Annotated in this window: 12 protein-coding genes and 1 tRNA gene; 3 read left to right on the top strand and 10 right to left on the bottom strand. The window is 68.0% G+C overall.

Translation table 11 applies throughout. The features are described from left to right. Positions 1-97 precede the first annotated feature (97 nt). The 3 genes from ABB22_RS00380 to ABB22_RS00370 all read left to right on the top strand — a co-directional run bounded on the left by ABB22_RS00380 (position 98) and on the right by ABB22_RS00370 (position 6,515). The gene (locus tag ABB22_RS00380; protein WP_161809328.1) at positions 98-3,445 is read left to right on the top strand and encodes a TonB-dependent receptor domain-containing protein; all 3,348 of its coding nucleotides are present in this window, start codon (positions 98-100) and stop codon (positions 3,443-3,445) included. Positions 3,446-3,524: 79 nt separating this feature from the next. Further along, complete coding sequence (locus ABB22_RS00375) at positions 3,525-5,135, top strand: alkaline phosphatase D family protein (RefSeq protein ID WP_055767793.1); 1,611 nt, start codon at positions 3,525-3,527, stop codon at positions 5,133-5,135. A 132-nt stretch (positions 5,136-5,267) separates the two neighbouring features. Further along, positions 5,268-6,515 (top strand): ComEC/Rec2 family competence protein, encoded by a 1,248-nt coding sequence (locus tag ABB22_RS00370; protein WP_055767790.1) that lies wholly within the window; start codon positions 5,268-5,270, stop codon positions 6,513-6,515. Positions 6,516-6,770: 255 nt separating this feature from the next. Here ABB22_RS00370 and ABB22_RS00365 read toward each other — a convergent pair. The 10 genes from ABB22_RS00365 to ABB22_RS00320 form a co-directional block, all read right to left on the bottom strand. Next, positions 6,771-6,845, bottom strand: a tRNA-Val gene (locus tag ABB22_RS00365). 147 nt (positions 6,846-6,992) lie between these two features. Then, on the bottom strand, positions 6,993-7,346 hold the full coding sequence (locus ABB22_RS00360) for a PilZ domain-containing protein (protein WP_055767786.1): 354 nt from the start codon (positions 7,344-7,346) through the stop codon (positions 6,993-6,995). Continuing rightward, positions 7,343-8,302: a DNA polymerase III subunit delta' gene (locus tag ABB22_RS00355; RefSeq protein WP_055767783.1), complete on the bottom strand. Its 960-nt coding sequence runs from the start codon at positions 8,300-8,302 to the stop codon at positions 7,343-7,345. Before ABB22_RS00355 ends, ABB22_RS00360 begins: the two co-directional genes overlap by 4 nt. Next, positions 8,299-9,360, bottom strand: coding sequence for an endolytic transglycosylase MltG (gene mltG, locus ABB22_RS00350; protein WP_055767782.1), 1,062 nt, complete (start codon positions 9,358-9,360; stop codon positions 8,299-8,301). Before mltG ends, ABB22_RS00355 begins: the two co-directional genes overlap by 4 nt. A 303-nt stretch (positions 9,361-9,663) precedes the next feature. Next, positions 9,664-11,010, bottom strand: a complete 1,347-nt coding sequence (locus ABB22_RS00345; protein ID WP_055767779.1) for an aminodeoxychorismate synthase component I — start codon at positions 11,008-11,010, stop codon at positions 9,664-9,666. Between the two features lie 221 nt (positions 11,011-11,231). After that, positions 11,232-12,494, bottom strand: a complete 1,263-nt coding sequence (gene fabF, locus ABB22_RS00340) for a beta-ketoacyl-ACP synthase II (RefSeq protein WP_055767777.1) — start codon at positions 12,492-12,494, stop codon at positions 11,232-11,234. Between the two features lie 257 nt (positions 12,495-12,751). Beyond that, positions 12,752-12,991 carry an acyl carrier protein gene (acpP, locus tag ABB22_RS00335; protein ID WP_005415509.1) on the bottom strand — a complete coding sequence of 80 codons (240 nt, stop codon included), beginning with the start codon at positions 12,989-12,991 and terminating at the stop codon, positions 12,752-12,754. A gap of 148 nt (positions 12,992-13,139) precedes the next feature. Beyond that, positions 13,140-13,883: a 3-oxoacyl-ACP reductase FabG gene (gene fabG, locus ABB22_RS00330; protein ID WP_055767774.1), complete on the bottom strand. Its 744-nt coding sequence runs from the start codon at positions 13,881-13,883 to the stop codon at positions 13,140-13,142. A gap of 79 nt (positions 13,884-13,962) precedes the next feature. Next, positions 13,963-14,907: an ACP S-malonyltransferase gene (fabD, locus tag ABB22_RS00325; RefSeq protein ID WP_055767771.1), complete on the bottom strand. Its 945-nt coding sequence runs from the start codon at positions 14,905-14,907 to the stop codon at positions 13,963-13,965. Between the two features lie 95 nt (positions 14,908-15,002). Then, complete coding sequence (locus ABB22_RS00320; protein ID WP_055767767.1) at positions 15,003-15,785, bottom strand: BUD32 family EKC/KEOPS complex subunit; 783 nt, start codon at positions 15,783-15,785, stop codon at positions 15,003-15,005. Between the last annotated feature and the right edge of the window lie 61 nt (positions 15,786-15,846).

Genomic DNA, 15,846 nt, shown 5'->3' with positions numbered 1-15,846 from the left:
TCGCCGCATGAATTTTTCGTGACAGATGGAGGAAGCGCCCGGCGCCGCAGCTCTATGGAGGGACCCCACCGGGCACCCCCACACAAAGAGCAGCGACATGATCCAACCGAAGAAGCTCCTCCTGGCCAGCGCCGTGGTATTGGCACTGGTTTCCGCATCGCCGGCGATGGCACAACAGCGCAGCTTCAACGTGCCGGCGCAGCCGGCGGTACATGCGATCCCGGAATTCGCCAGCCAGGCCGGCGTGCAGATCATCGCGCCGGCCGGTTCGCTGCAGGACTTCAACACCGCGGCCGTCAGCGGCCAGATGGATACCCGCGACGCCCTGCGCAGGTTGCTCCAGGGCACCGGGCTCGAGATCCGTTCCGATGACGGCAGCGTCATCACCCTGCGCAGGAAGGAGGCAGCGGCCACTGCGCCGGCTCCGGGAACGGGCTACATCAACGGCAGCGTGTTCGACCCGGCAACGGGCGGATTCCTGCGCAACGCGGCCGTGCGCATCACCACCGCCGCCGGCGCCCGCACCGTGTACTCCGGCGAACGCGGCGAGTTCGCGCTGGCCGACGTACCGGCCGGCGAAGTCAGGATCATGGTCAGCTACGCCGGCTTCGGCGAAGTGGAAAGAACCGTGCAGCTGGCCACGGATGGCCGCGAGCGGGTGGACATCGAGCTCTACAGCACCCTCGCCGACCGCAGCGCCGGCGATGCCGACACGACCCTGGACACCCTGCAGGTGGTCGGCGCGCGCGAAGGCGACGCCCGCGCGATCATGGAGCAGCGCGCGTCGATGAACATCACCAACACGCTCTCGGCCGACAGCTACGGCGAGATCATCGACGGCAATCCGGGCGAATTCCTCAAGAACATGCCCGGCGTGGACTTCGACGTCACCGCGGACGACGTGCCCCGGAACATTTCGCTCCACGGCCTGCCGCAGCAGTACACCGGCGTGACCATCAACGGCGTGAAGCTGGCCGGCGTCGATGCCAACGACGGCGCCTCCGCCTCGCGCACCTTCAGCTTCGAACAGTCGGCCCTGACCGGCGTCGATTCGATCACGGTGTACACCACCAGCGGCGCCGACATGGACGCCAATGCGCCGGCCGGCACCATCGACATCCGTACCCGCAAAGCCTTCGACGCCAAGGGCCGCCGCATCACCGTCGATATCGCCGGCGCCACCCATTCGGCGCTGTGGGACAAATACCCCAGCGGCCCCATGGAAGGCGGCTATGGCAGGAAGTTCCTTCCCGGCTTCAAAGCCAACTATGCCGACGTGTTCCTCGATGGACGGCTCGGCGTGGCGATGGGAGTCAGCGACAGCACCAGCCTGATCGAACACGTGCAGACGACCGCCAACCGCAACTACATTCCCACCGCGGCCAGTCCCGAGCCCTATGCCGTCACCTCGATAGTCGGCACCAACTACGAACGCGAGTACAACCGCAGGGCCGCCTCGCTGGGACTGGACTTCAAGGCCACCGACCAGCTGATCCTCTCGTTGATGGCTTCGGCCAGCCGCGGCGACATCGAAGCGGCCCAGCCGGCCCCCACCTTCACCACCAACGCGCGTTCGCGCGGCGTGCAGGGCGACCCGTCGCTGGATTTCGTCACCCGATCGGCGGCCACCTCCACCACCCTGAGCACGGCAAGCACCTACAACTACAAGTTCGGCCACAGCAGGAACCTGATACCGAGCTTCGAATGGAGCACCGAACGGTTCCGGCTCGCCGGCAACCTGTTCTACTCGAACTCGGACAGCCAGTACGACTCGACCCGGAAGGGCCAGGTGCAGACGTTCAACCCAGTCACCTCGACCGGCAACTTCAGCGCATCGCGCAGCAGCCAGTACGACCAGGACTGGACCATCGTCCAGACCAGCGGACCGGACTGGAGCCTGCCCTCCAGCTACACCTTCAGCGGCCCGGCGACGGTCACCACCAGGAGCGGCAAGACCGCCGAAGCGCGCAACACCGGCGGCAGCCTTGATTTCAGTTTCTACCAGGACATCGGCAACGTGCCGGTGACGTGGAAAGCCGGCGCGAAGCTGTCCACCACCCGCTACGCGTACGAGAACACCTCCGCCGCGGAGAAGTGGACGTATACCGGCCCGCTCAGCAATGCCGAACTGCTCGAGCACATCCGCAGCGACAACGAATTCACCTTCGGCCGCGGCGGCATGACCGTCACCACGTTGAATGGCGGCAGGCTGTACATGCCCAGCCTGACCAAGCTGTACGACATGATGAAGGCCAACCCGGAGCAGTGGACCAACGCCCTGACCGCGGCGAACTGGTACGACGCCTACGTCGCGAATTCGCGCAGGCTCGATGAGCAGGTCGGGTCCGCCTATTTCATGGGAACGGCCGACTTCACCGAACGCATGAAGGGCCAGTTCGGCGTGCGCTGGGAGCAGACCCGCAACACCGGCTACGAGTTCGATCCGCTGCGTCCCGGCGAGGTCGTGGCGGCCGGCTACGCCGTCGACGCCTCCACCGGCCGCGCCACCTCCATCGACGGCCTGAAGTACCAGTACCTGACCAACGACAGGATCAAGCGCAGGAGCCGGTACGACGACTTCTTCCCCAGCGCATCGTTGAAGTATTCCTTCGACGGCGGGATCGACCTGATCGCCGGCTACAACCGGGCCATCCAGCGGCCGGACGTAGGCATGATCGCCGGCGTGTGGTCGGTGGCAGAAACCGAGGCCGGGACGGTGGTGACGGCGCCGAACGTCAACCTGAAACCGGAGTACTCGGACAATTTCGCGCTGCGCGCGGTGAAGTACTGGGAGCCGGTCGGCCTGATCGCGTTGAACTACTACCACAACCGGATCAGGAACGGCATCGTCGCCCGCAACCTTTCCGCCGCCGAGTTCGGCTATACCGGCGACGAATACGCCCACGCCATCTTCAGCACGTCCGCCAACAAGTCCGACGAGGCGATCAGCGTCGATGCCTGGCAGCTCGAGTTCAACCATGCCATGGACTACCTGCCGGGCGTCCTGCGCGGGCTGACGGTGCGCGGCGCCTACATGCGCGCCAATCCGTCCGAACCGCTGGCGCGCGTGGCTTCGCAGGTCGCCCAGCTCGGCCTCGGCTGGAAGTACGGGCGCATGCGGCTGAACCTCAACAGCGTCTATTCCAACGAGAAGGACCGCGGCCAGACCGGCAACATCGCCACGCCGGGAGGGACCATCACCCAGTCCCAGCCCTTCATCCCCTACGTCGAGGTCAACATGTCCGGCAGCTACACCTTCATCAGGAAGACGAAGGGAAATGTCATGGGCCTGGAGGCCTATTTCTCGGTGAACAATCTCCTCAACCGGCACCGCGGCACCTGGTACTCCAACGACGAGATATGGCCGGGCAGCAGCGGCCACCACAGCCAGATCGACATCTACAGCGGCCAGAAGGCATCGATCGGCATCCGCGCCCGCTTCTGAGCCGGACCGCGATGCGTCGTCACGGCGCGCGTCGGCGACGGCGCGCGCCATCTCCACTCCCTGCATATCGAGGAAAACCATGCGCACGTTTCCCGAACTGAGCCGCCGCAGGTTCCTGCTCGGCGCCAGCTCGCTGGCCCTGTTCGCCGGCCTGGCGCCGGTACGCAACGCCCGGGCCGCGCCGAAGCTCGACGGCTATCCGTTCACCCTCGGCGTGGCCTCCGGCGATCCGTGGCCGGATGGCTTCGTGATCTGGACCCGGCTGGCGCCCAAGCCGCTGCACGAGCATGGCGGCATGCCGATGCTCGCGGTACCGGTGAAATGGCAGGTCGCCGAGGACGAGCGGTTCGGCAAGATCGTGCAGAGCGGCGAGCATCTGGCACGGCCCGAACTCGGCCACAGCGTGCACGTGGAAGTCTCCGGGCTGAAGCCGTCGCGTCCTTACTGGTACCGCTTCTTCGTCGAGGGCGGCGAAGCCAGCGCCATCGGCACGGTACGCACCGCGCCGCGCGCCGGCGACACGCCCGGGCGCCTGCGCATCGCCGTGGCCGGCTGCCAGGCCTACTTCCATGGCTGGTTCGATGCATACCGGCACATAAGCGAGGAACCCGGACTCGACGTCCTGTTCCACTACGGCGACTACATCTACGAGGGCAGCGAGGCGGCGGCGCGGAAATCCGGCTACCAGATACGCGATGCATCCGGCAACGTGGTCGAGCGCCTGCACCATGGCGACGAGCTCTATACGCTCGACGACTACCGGCGCCGCTATGCGCAGTACAAGAGCGACGCGGACCTGCAAGCCGCGCACGCGTCCGTCGCCTTCATCGCCTCCTTCGACGACCATGAGGTGGACAACGACTGGAACGGCATATGGGACCAGGACCGCACGCCACCGGAACTGTTCGCATTGCGCAGGTTCCATGCCATGCAGGCCTGGTACGAGAACTCGCCGGTGCGCCGCACGCAGTTTCCGCGCGCCGACGGCGGCACCGCGTACTTCCGGCGCCTGGACTACGGCAACCTGCTGCGCATGCATGTGCTGGATACGCGCAGCTACCGCAGCAACCAGATCTGCCCCAACCCGAAGGCGCTGGCCAAATGCAGGTTCGAGCAGGGCAAGGACTCCAGCATTCTCGGCCCGGCACAGGAAGCCTGGCTGCACTCCGGGCTGGACGCCGGCAAACACTGGAACCTGATCGCGCAGCAGGTATGGGTGATGCCGCTGCAGGGACGCGAGCCGGAGGGAGGCCTGCACGGCCCCTACGAAGACAAATGGGATGGATTCCCAGATTCGCGCCGCCGCCTGGTCCAGGGCATCAGCGACAGGAAACTCACCAACGTGGTGATCGCCACGGGCGATGCGCACATGAACGCCGTTGCCGAAGTGCCGCTGCGCGACGACGAACGCGATGGCCCGGCAGTGGCCACCGAGTTCCTGGCCACCTCGATCTCATCCAACGGCGATGGCGCCGTGGACTCTCCCAGCGTCCGGCGTTTCAGCCAGGCCGACAATCCCTTCCTGAAGCTGATCGACAACCTGCGCGGTTACCACACCTACGACATCACGGCCACGGAATGGCGCACGGACATCAAGGTGATGGACCAGGTGCAGCGCAAGGGCGGCCGGCTTTCCACCCGCGCCAGCTTCATCGTCGAGCCGCACGCGCCGAAGCTGCACCGGGCATGACGGCGCCCGCCCTCCTGGAACGAACCCAGGCTTCCTTCCGGCGCCGCACCGGGCGGCCTCTCCCATGGTGATTTCCCACGGGTGGATCCCGGCGCCATCGACAACCTGCCACCTACACGACATCGACAGCAGATGATTACCCAGACCCTCTCCATCGCACTGCTCGCGCTTGCCGGCGGTACCAGCGCGCATCCACCGGAAATCGGCCAGCCATTGCCCGCCTGGCGCGAAGGCGAACTGGACATCCACCACGTGAACACCGGGCGCGGCGACGCCCTGTTCTTCATCTTCCCCGACGGCACGACCCTGCTGGAAGACGCGAGCGGCAAGACGGTGGAAGCAGCGCCGTTCTCGCTGCCGACCCGGCCCGACGCATCGCGGCCACCGGGGGAGTGGGTCGCGCGCTATGTCCAGCGCGTACTGCCCAAAGGCCGCGGGAAGATCGACTACGCGCTGATATCGCATTTCCATGGCGATCACATGGGCGCGATCGTCAAGGATTCGCCCCTCGCATCCGGCGGCGCCTACCAGCTCAGCGGCATCACCCTGATCCCGGAATTCGTACCGATCGCCACGATCCTGGACCGCGGCTGGCCGACCTACGACTTCCCCGCGCCGATCCGCGGCGCCACCGTCGACAACTACCGCAGGTTCCTCGACTGGCAGATCGCGCACCGCGGCCTGAAGGTCGAGCGCTTCGCCCCGGGCCGCAACGACCAGATCGCACTGCTGCACGAAGCAGGCAGATACCCGACCTTCGAGATCCGGAATCTCTACAGCAACGGCCGGGTCTGGAGCGGCAAGGGCAACGGCACGCGCGACCTGTTCCCTGCCCTGGAAACACTCCCGGAGCGCGAGCAGCCGATCGAGAACATCCTCAGCAACGCCTTCGTCGTCCGCTATGGAAAATTCGACTACTTCAGCGGCGGCGACCTGAGCGACGAACGCGTGGCCATTCCCGGCGCCGCCAGCAGCTGGAAGCAGGTGGAAAAGCCGGTAGCCGAGGCCGCCGGCAGGATCGATGCGATGAAGGCCAACCATCATGGCAGCTGGGACGCCAACAGCGCTCCATTCCTCGCGACCCTGCAGCCGCGCGTGATCGTGGTGACTTCGCGCGCCGAGGGCCACCCCGCCGTGAACACCTGGAACCGGCTCACGTCGAAGGAACTGTGGCCGGATGAACGCGACATCTTCGTCACCAATGTTTCCGAGGCCACGGCCCGGACCACCTACGGCATCGACAAGGAAGCCCGCAGCACGCAGGGCCACGTGGTGATCCGCGCGGCGGCCGGCGGCGACAGCTACCGCGTGTTCGTACTCGAGGATGGCGACGAGCGGATGCAGGTCAAGGCGGTATTCGGCCCATACACATCGAACTGATGCGGGCGGCGCCGGCGGTGGGCGATCGCCAGGGATGGCCCGGCGTCAGGCGCCCCTGCACGACGCGGCATACCGGGACGACAGGCTCCTTCATGAAGGCCGGGCACCTGCCCGGCGCCCGCCGCGGCATCGGACGGATCACGGGCAGAACCGCCGGCGCAGGACGCACCACCTGCTGCGGTTGCGGTCCCGGGAAACACGCGGCCCGGAAACGCGAAAGACCGGCCTGGGCCGGTCTTTCTGCGTTGCTGCATCTGGTGGGCGGTGCAGGGTTCGAACCTGCGACCCTTGCCGTGTGAAGGCAATGCTCTACCGCTGAGCTAACCGCCCGTGTTGCGGGCCGCTCATTATAGGAGGAATCGCGGCGACGTCAACGGATTGATGCAATTTTCTGCGCCCCCTTCCACAGGCCGCCACGGCCGTGCCGATGGCAGCCTCCATGCGCGCTTTCCGGACCTTCCGGCGCGCCCGCCGGGCTTACATGGTGTGGGTCGGCTTGTCCGAACCGGTGGTGCCGGCCAGTAGCGTCTCGATCCGGCTGCGGATCGCCTCGCCGTCGGCGCCGTCGGCCAACTGCACGCCGATACCGGCCTGTCGATTGCCCTGCGCGCCCAGCGGCGTGACCCAGACGACCTTGCCGGCCACCGGCAGGCGCTCGCTGGAATCGGGCAGGGTCAACAACAGGAACACCTCGTCGCCCGGGAAATAGCGCTTGGGCGTGGGCACGAACACGCCGCCGTTTTTCACGAACGGCATGTAGGCGCTGTACAGCGCGGCCTTGTCCTTGACCGCCAGGGAAAGGATGCCCTGGCGGGCGTTCGTCGCACTCATCGGATATTCCCTCTGGATGACACCTGGTTGGCCGCAGTCCAGCCCAGCAGCAGCTCAACCACGGCCAGATCGGCGCGCACCGTGGTGCGCAGCAGGTCGCGCGTGCGGTTGGCGGCATCGAACCAGGCGGCCAGCTTGTTCAATCGCTCCGGATCGGTCAAGCCGTCCGTGGCCCTGCGCAGGGCCAGGTCGGCGGCATGGCGCAGGCGCAGGTCGGCGTGTTCGTCGCCGCTCCAGCGCTGCGCCAGTTCCACCGCGCCGATGCGTCCGGCGGCCAGCTTGTCCAGTTCATCGGCCACCTGCCGGCGCAGCGCCATGCCCTCGCCCTGCAGCCAGCGGTCGGCGAGGCCGGGATGGCCGCGCGCGGCATCGAGCGCCTCGTGCGCCGCGCTTTCGCCATGCCCCTGGCGCTGCAGCCAGGCCAGCGCCTCCTCGCGCGGCGGCAGGCGGAACTCCAGCCGCTGGCAACGGCTGCGGATGGTCTGCGGCAGGCGCGCCGGATCGGCGCTGACCAGCCACAGGTAGCGCCCCGGCGCCGGCTCTTCCAGCGTCTTGAGCAGCGCATTGCAGGCGGCGCGGTTGATGGCGTCGGCCGGATCGACGATCACCACCTGGGCCACGCCGTACTGCGGCGTCAGCGCGAGCTTCTGCGAGATCTCGCGTACCTGTTCGATCACGATCTCGGTGCGCAGCTTGTCGCCGGTCTTGTTGGGAATGAAGGAGACCACCTGCAGGTCGGGATGGGTGCCGGCGGCGATCAGCTGCGCGTTGCGCGCGCGGCCGGCCGCGTCCACGCCGGCTCCCAGCACGTGGCTGGCCAGCGCCATCGCCACTTCGCGCTTGCCCATGCCGGCCGGCCCGCACAGCAGCAGGCCGTGGCCGAGGCGGCCGGCATCCAGCGCCGCCACCGTCTGTTCATAGGCGCGCTGCTGCCAGGGCGCGAAACCCCCGCTCACTGCCGCTCCTCCGCCGTGCGGTTTTCGCGCAGCTGGCGCAGGTAGCGCGCGACGGCGGCGTTGTGCTCGGCATAGGTCGCCGAGAAAACATGGGCGCCGCTGCCGTCGCCCACCGCGACGAAGTACAGCGCATCGCCCGGCGCCGGCTGCGCGGCGGCCTGCAGCGCCTCCTTGCCGGGCATGGCGATGGGCGTGGGCGGCAGGCCCGCGCGCGTGTAGGTGTTGTACGGCGTGTCGGTGGTCAGGTGGATCTTGCGGATGTTGCCGTCGTAGGCGCTGCCGATGCCGTAGATCACGGTCGGGTCGGTCTGCAGGCGCATGCCCAGCTTCAACCGGCGCGCGAACACGCCGGCGATCCGCGGACGCTCGGCGGCCAGTCCGGTTTCCTTCTCGATGATCGAGGCCAGCACCAGCAGCTCGTAGGGCGAGGCCAGGGGCAGGTCGTCGCTGCGCGCGGCCCAGGCCGCAGCCAGTTCCTTTTCCATCGCCGCATGGGCGCGCCTGAGCACGTCCAGGTCGCTGTCGCCGCGCTGGTAGACATAGGTCTCCGGCAGGAAACGACCTTCCGGATGCTGGTCGGGGAAACCGAGGCGGCGCATCAGCTCGGCGTCGTCCAGCCCATCGGTTTCGTGCCGCAGCGGTTCGGCGCGCTGCAATGCGGCGCGCAGCTGGCGGATGTTCCAGCCTTCGACGAAGGTCACGCGGTGCTGCAGCACCTTGCCCTGGCGCATGCGCAGCAGCAGTTCGCGCGGGGTGAGGCCGGCGTCCAGCGCGTATTCGCCGGCCTTGAGCTTGCCGGCGGCATCGAGCTGGCGCGCCAGCAGCTGCCACTGGTAGTCCCTGCCTTCGGCGATGCCTGCGTGGCGCAGCTTGCCCAGCACCGCGTTGAAACCATCGCCGCTGGCGACCACCACGCTCTGCTCGCTCGGCGTGAGCCGGACATCGGCGAACTGCACCTGCCGGTAGTAGAACCAGCCGCCCACGCCGGCCACGATTCCGGCCAGTGTCATCAGCAGCATCAATACCGCCAGAAGACAGCCGCGTTTGCCCAGCGCCATGGATTACCTCGAAGTCCTATCCTGCCGCGCAGGATACCGCGCGCCGCCTCACGCCCGCCAAAGGAATCGCCCGGAGCGATTCCTGACATCGCCCATCGATGGCCCGAAGGGTTGCCGCCCCGGACGGCGGCAACAAAGGAATCGCCCGGAGCGATTCCTGACATCGCCCGCCGATGGCCCAAAGGGTTGCCGCCCCGGACGGCGGCAACAAAGGAATCGCCCGGAGCGCTTCCTGGCATCGCCCGTCGATGGCCCGAAGGGTTGCCGCCCGGGGCGGCGGCAACAAACCAATGCCCGCATCGGCTACAGCGCGCGCAGCAGGCCACGCGCCTTGGCGCGGGTTTCGTCCAGTTCACTGGACGCATCGGAATCGACAACGATGCCGGCGCCGGTGCGGAAGCGCATCATGTCGCCCCGCACTTCGGCGGTGCGGATCAGGATGTTCAGGTCCATGTCGCCGTCGCGGTTGAGCCAGCCGAAGGCGCCGGTGTAGGCACCGCGCGCGGTCCTCTCGAGCTCGGCGATGATCTCCATGCAGCGCACCTTGGGGCAGCCGGTGATGGTGCCGCCGGGGAACGTGGCCGCGATCACCTGTCCCGGCGTCACCTCCGGCCGCAGCAATGCACGCACGTTGCTGACGATGTGGTGCACGTGGGCGTAGCTCTCGACCGTCATCAGCTCGTCCACCTCGACGCTGCCCGGCATTGCGATGCGGCCCAGGTCGTTGCGCTCCAGGTCGATCAGCATCACGTGTTCGGCGCGCTCCTTGGGGTGGCCCACGAGCTCGCGGATGCGTGCGGCATCGTCGTCGCCCTCGAAGCGCGGGCGCGTGCCGGCGATCGGCCGGGTCTGCACCACATTGCCTTCCACCGATACCAGCCGTTCCGGCGAGGAACTGACCACCGCGCGCCCTGCCGCGTCGAACAGACCGGCGAACGGTGCCGGATTGGCCTGGCGCAGCCGCGCGTACAGCGCCGCCGGCGCCAGCGGCCGCTCGAAGCGGGCCTGCCAGCAGCGCGACAGGTTGACCTGGAACACGTCGCCAGCATGCAGGTAGTCGATCACCCGGCGGACACCGTCGATGAACTGCCCGTCGAGATCCTCTTCCATCGCCACAGGCGGCTGCCATGCCGGCAGCGCCGGCAGATGCCGCGACTCCAGTAGATCCTGCCGCAGTCGCCCGAGCAGCGCGTCATGCCCGTCTTCGGCCACCGCCCAGCATCGCCCGCTCTCGCGGTCGCGCAGCAATGCCGCCGGGCAACGCAGGGCCAGCGCCGAGGGCAGGCCATCGGCGCGTTGCGGCAGGCGCAGCACCGGCTCGATCTGCCCGGCCAGTTCGTAATCGAACAGCAGCGCCCAGCCCCCGCGGAACGGCACACCTGCATCGGCTGGGTCGTGCGCCCGGCGCAGCGCCTGCCAGTCGCTATCCAGGGCATCGAGGAAGCCGCCTTCGACCGGCGTACCGTCCTCGCGCCGCACCTGGCCATCGGCCTCCAGCCGCAGTTGGCCGCCATCGGCGACCAGCAGCAGGTCCCAACGCCCCTGCCGGCCGGCCGCGGTGGACTCGAGCAGCATCGGGTAGCGCTGCGGCGCGAGTCGATGCAACGCCAGCAGGTCGGTATCGGCGTGCAGGGATTCGGTGAGCATCATCAGCCAGGAGTCGTCAGGAAATGCCGCCCTTCCCCTCCCGGGAAAAGCTCCCGCGCAGGGGCGCATGAGCGGCGGACGGAGCCGGTGCGACCTGGACGGCCATGACCCGGCCCGCCCCTACACCCCGGCCCCTGCTTCGCGTCGCGGCCCCTGCAGGCAGCGCAGGCGCGTTCGCAGGCCGCCCCTCTCCTCCCGAAGGGAGAAGGGTTCGAGGAAAAACATCAGACGCGCTTGAACACCAGCGTGCCGTTGGTGCCGCCGAAGCCGAAGCCGTTGGACATCACCACGTCGACCTTGGCCTGGCGCGCGACATTGGGCACGTAGTCCAGGTCGCAGCCTTCGCCCGGCTCGTCGAGGTTGATGGTCGGCGGGATCACGTTGTCGCGCAGCGCCAGCACCGAGAAGATGGCTTCCACGCCGCCGGCGGCGCCGAGCAGGTGGCCGGTCATCGACTTGGTGGAGCTGACCATCATCCGGTAGGCGTGGTCGCCGAAGGCGGTCTTCATCGCCATGGTCTCGCCCAGGTCGCCCAGCGGCGTCGAGGTGCCGTGCGCGTTGAGGTAACCGACCTGTTCCGGGGTGACGCCGGCGTCCTTCATCGCCGCGACCATGCAGCGCGCGGCGCCTTCGCCGTTCTCGCTCGGCGCGGTCATGTGGTAGGCGTCGGAACTGGCACCGAAACCGGCCAGCTCGCAGTAGATCTTCGCGCCGCGCGCCTTGGCGTGCTCGTATTCCTCGAGGATCAGGATGCCGGCGCCGTCGCCCAGCACGAAGCCGTCGCGTTCCTTGTCCCACGGCCGCGAGGCGCGGGTCGGGTCGTCGTTGCGGGTGGACATGGCCTTCATCGCGCAGAAGCCGCCCACGGCGGTCGGCGAGGAACCGCGCTCGGCGCCGCCGACCACCATCACGTCCGCATCGCCGTACTGGATCATGCGCATGGCGGTGCCGATGGAGTGGTTGGACGTGGCGCAGGCCGAGACCGCCGAGAACGACGGCCCCTTCAGGCCGGCGATGATGCTCAGCTGCCCCGGCAGCATGTTGATGATGGTCTTGGGCACGTAGAAGGGCGAGATCTTCCTGCCCTCGTGGAACTCGATGGTCTGTTCCTCGATGCCCAGCAGGCCGCCGATGCCGGCGCCGACAATGGCGCCGACGCGCTCGGCGTTGGCCTCGGTGATCTCCAGGCCCGAGTCGTGCAGGGCCATGAACGCCGCGCCCAACCCGTAATGGATGAACGGGTCCATCTTCTTGGCATCCTTGCCGCTGACCCGGTATTTGCCGAACTGTTCGTTGTCGGCGGTGATGTCGAACTCCCTGACCTCACCTGCGATCTTGGTGGTGAAGCGCTCCAGGTAGGCGTCGGCGATATGGGTCAGCGGACCGATGCCGGAACGGCCTTCGGTGATGCCCTGCCAGCTGCTGGCCAGATCATTGCCCAGGGGCGAGACCATGCCCAGGCCGGTAACGACGACGCGACGCTTCATTGCGGTTTCTCCTGACCCGGTGCTCGATGCGGGTATGGCGCGGGGGACGCTTGGATGCACGTGGCCGCCTGCGGCCCGATTTCAGATTTCAGGGGCCGGGCCGCTGCGCGGCCGCCCCCTGATGGATGGAACACCCGAATGGGATGGGGCCATTGTCGCGGCCGGCATCCAAATGGGATGGGGCCGCTGTCGCGGCCCCATGGGCTTGCCGTGCGCGGCGTGCGGCCATGCCGCCGCCACGCATCAGCCGCCGGTCATCAGGCCTTGACGTGGGCCTTGATGTAATCGATCGCGGCCTGCACGGTGCTGATCTTCTCGGCTTCTTCGTCCGGGATCTCGCACTCGAACTCTTCTTCCAGCGCCATCACCAGTTCAACGGTGTCCAGCGAGTCAGCGCCCAGGTCATCGACGAACGATGCGCTGTTGGTGACTTCTTCTTCCTTGACGCCAAGCTGTTCGACGACGATTTTCTTGACGCGTTCTTCGATGGTGCTCATTGGATATCGCTCCAGATGGAGTAGTGGTTCAAAAGGCGCCATCGGAAGCGATGGCCGTGGGATAGTGTAGTGGAAAGCGCCGGAGCCTTGCATTCTGGCAAAAAGCCACGGCGATCAACCACTTGGGCGCAGTCCCTGCGCCGCACGCTTACGGCATGTACATGCCGCCGTTCACGTGGAGGGTTTCGCCGGTGATGTAGCTGGCCGACGGGCCGGCCAGGAACGCCACCGCGCGGGCGATGTCCGCCGGCTCGCCGAGGCGGCCCAGCGCGATCTGGCCGAGCATCGCGGTCTTTGCGTCCTCGGGCAGGTCCTTGGTCATGTCGGTATCGATGAAGCCCGGCGCGACCACATTGACGGTCACCCCGCGGCTGCCGATTTCCTTGGCCAGCGACTTGGAGAAGGCGATGATGCCGGCCTTGGCGGCGGCGTAGTTGGCCTGCCCGGCGTTGCCGGTCACGCCGATCACCGAGGCGATGTTGACGATGCGGCCCTTGCGCGCCTTCATCATGCCGCGCATCACCGCCTTGGAGGTGCGGTAGACGCTGGTCAGGTTGGTGTCGAGGATGGCCTGCCAGTCCTCGTCCTTCATGCGCATCAGCAGGTTGTCGCGGGTGATGCCGGCGTTGTTCACCAGGATGCTGATGGCGCCGAATTCCTTGCTCACCGCGTCGATCAGCGCGTCCACCGCACCCGGCTCGGTCACGTTCAACGCACGGCCGTGGCCGCCCTGCGCGGCCAGGCGCGTGCCGATGGCGGCCGCGCCGGACTCGGTGGTGGCGGTGCCGATGACGGTCGCGCCCTGCGCGGCCAGTTCGTCGGCGATGGCCGCGCCGATACCACGGCTGGCGCCGGTGACGAGCGCGATTTCACCCTGCAATGGCTTGCTCATGCGGTTTCCTCTTGATGCGCCGCAGGCTGCGGCTGCAGGTCGGGGCCGGGCGCGGACGCCGGCGGCCGTATCGTAGGGGTCAGGCGGCCCACTCTTCCAGCGCGCCGGCAAAATCGGCCGGGGTGGCGAGCGAGCGGCCATCGATGCTCTTGTCGATGCGCTTGACCAGGCCGGTCAGCACCTTGCCCGGGCCGCATTCGGCCACGCGGCTCGCACCGCGCGCGGCCAGCGCCTGCACGCAGCCGGTCCACTGCACCGGCAGGTACAGCTGCCGCACCAGCGCATCGCGGATGGCATCGATGCTCGCATGCGCCTGCGCATCGACGTTCTGCACCACCGGCAGCGCCGGCATGCGCCAGTCCAGCCCGGCCATGGCCTCGGCCAGACGGTTGGCGGCCTCGCGCATCAGCGGGGTATGCGAGGGCACGCTCACGGCCAGCTTGACCGCCTTGCGCACGCCTTTTTCGGCCAGCAGCGCCAGCGCACGGTCCACCGCCCCGGCGTCGCCGCCGATCACGATCTGGCCCGGGGAATTGAAGTTGGCCGGCACCACCACCTGGCTGCCGCTGGCCTGCACGCAGACCTCCTGCACCAGCGCGTCCTCGGCGCCGAGCACCGCGGCCATGGCGCCGACGCCGGCCGGCGCGGCTTCCTGCATCAGCTGGCCGCGCAAGCGCACCAGGTGTGCGCCGTCGCGCAGCGACAGCGCGCCGGCCGCGACCAGCGCGGTGTACTCACCCAGGCTGTGCCCGGCCACAAGGGCCGGCCTGGCGCCACCCTGCGCATTCCACAGCCGCCACACCGCGATGCCCGCGGCCAGAAGGGCCGGCTGGGTGTATTCGGTACGGTTGAGCTGCTCTTCCGGGCCGCCCTGCGACAGCGCCCACAGGTCCACGCCCGCTCCTTCCGAGGCTTCGGCGAAGGTATCGCGGACCTGCGGGTGCAGTTCGGCCAGTTCGGCCAGCATGCCCAGCGACTGGGAACCCTGGCCGGGAAATACGAAAGCGAGTCGGGAGTCAGTCACGCGGTCATCTGCTGCATGAATCGAAGCGGCGCATCATAAGCGTGAATGCCCCCGCCCGTCTGTACTGGCGCGTATGCAGGCCGTTGCCAACCGGCTCAGGCAAGCAGCGCCAGCAGGTCCAGTTCGCCATCGGCAAGCCAGTCCAGCGACAACACCGCCAGGGCGAGGAAGCCGAAGGCGGTGGCCGCGTGCACGACCAGGATGGCACGGGCGAGCGCGCGCCCCGACTTGCCGGCGCGCTGCAGCAGGCCCGCCAGCCTCTGCAGGCGACCGGTGACCTCATGCGCGTGTTCGACCACCGGCCGGTCCGCCGCTTCCATCGCATCGGCCAGCATCGCCCTGAGCACCTGCGGGCGCTTCTCGTAATAGCGGGCCACGCCGTAGCCGAACATCAGCCAGTCGCGCGCCTGCGCCTGGTCCAGGTCCATGACCTCCAGGGGGTCTTCCTCGAAGTCGATGAAACCCACGCGCCGCCCGTCCCAGGTCATGTTGCGCGGCAACGGCTGGCCGAAATACGCGCCGCTCCGGTGCGCTTCGGCAATGGCCTCGATGGCGGCCGCCACGAGGCGATCGCGCCCGGCCGCATCGGCCTCGCGCAGGCAGGTATTGAACGAAGCGCCGGTATGCTCGAGCACCAGCGCGGCCCTGCCCTGCCCGATCACGTCGGGAACATTGACGCCCTGCGCCTTGAGCTCGACCAGGCGCCGCGCCTCGATCGCGCGCGCCTGCGCGCCGCCACGGTGCGGCGGCGGCCGCAAAGCATCGAGCTGGAAACGGCGCGCGACGAAATTCAGCAGCCCGAGGGCCAGTGCCCGGCTGCTTTCACCATAATGTTTGAGCCATGCGCGCTGCCCTTCGATGAGAATGGGTTCAGCCATGACGATACCTCCCGGAAACAGCGGCCATCGGGCCGCGCCGGGAACCTCATGCCCCCGGCCA

The organism is Stenotrophomonas nitritireducens (assembly GCF_001431425.1).
Lineage (GTDB): Bacteria > Pseudomonadota > Gammaproteobacteria > Xanthomonadales > Xanthomonadaceae > Stenotrophomonas > Stenotrophomonas nitritireducens.
This window is presented reverse-complemented; position numbering and strand designations above follow the sequence as displayed.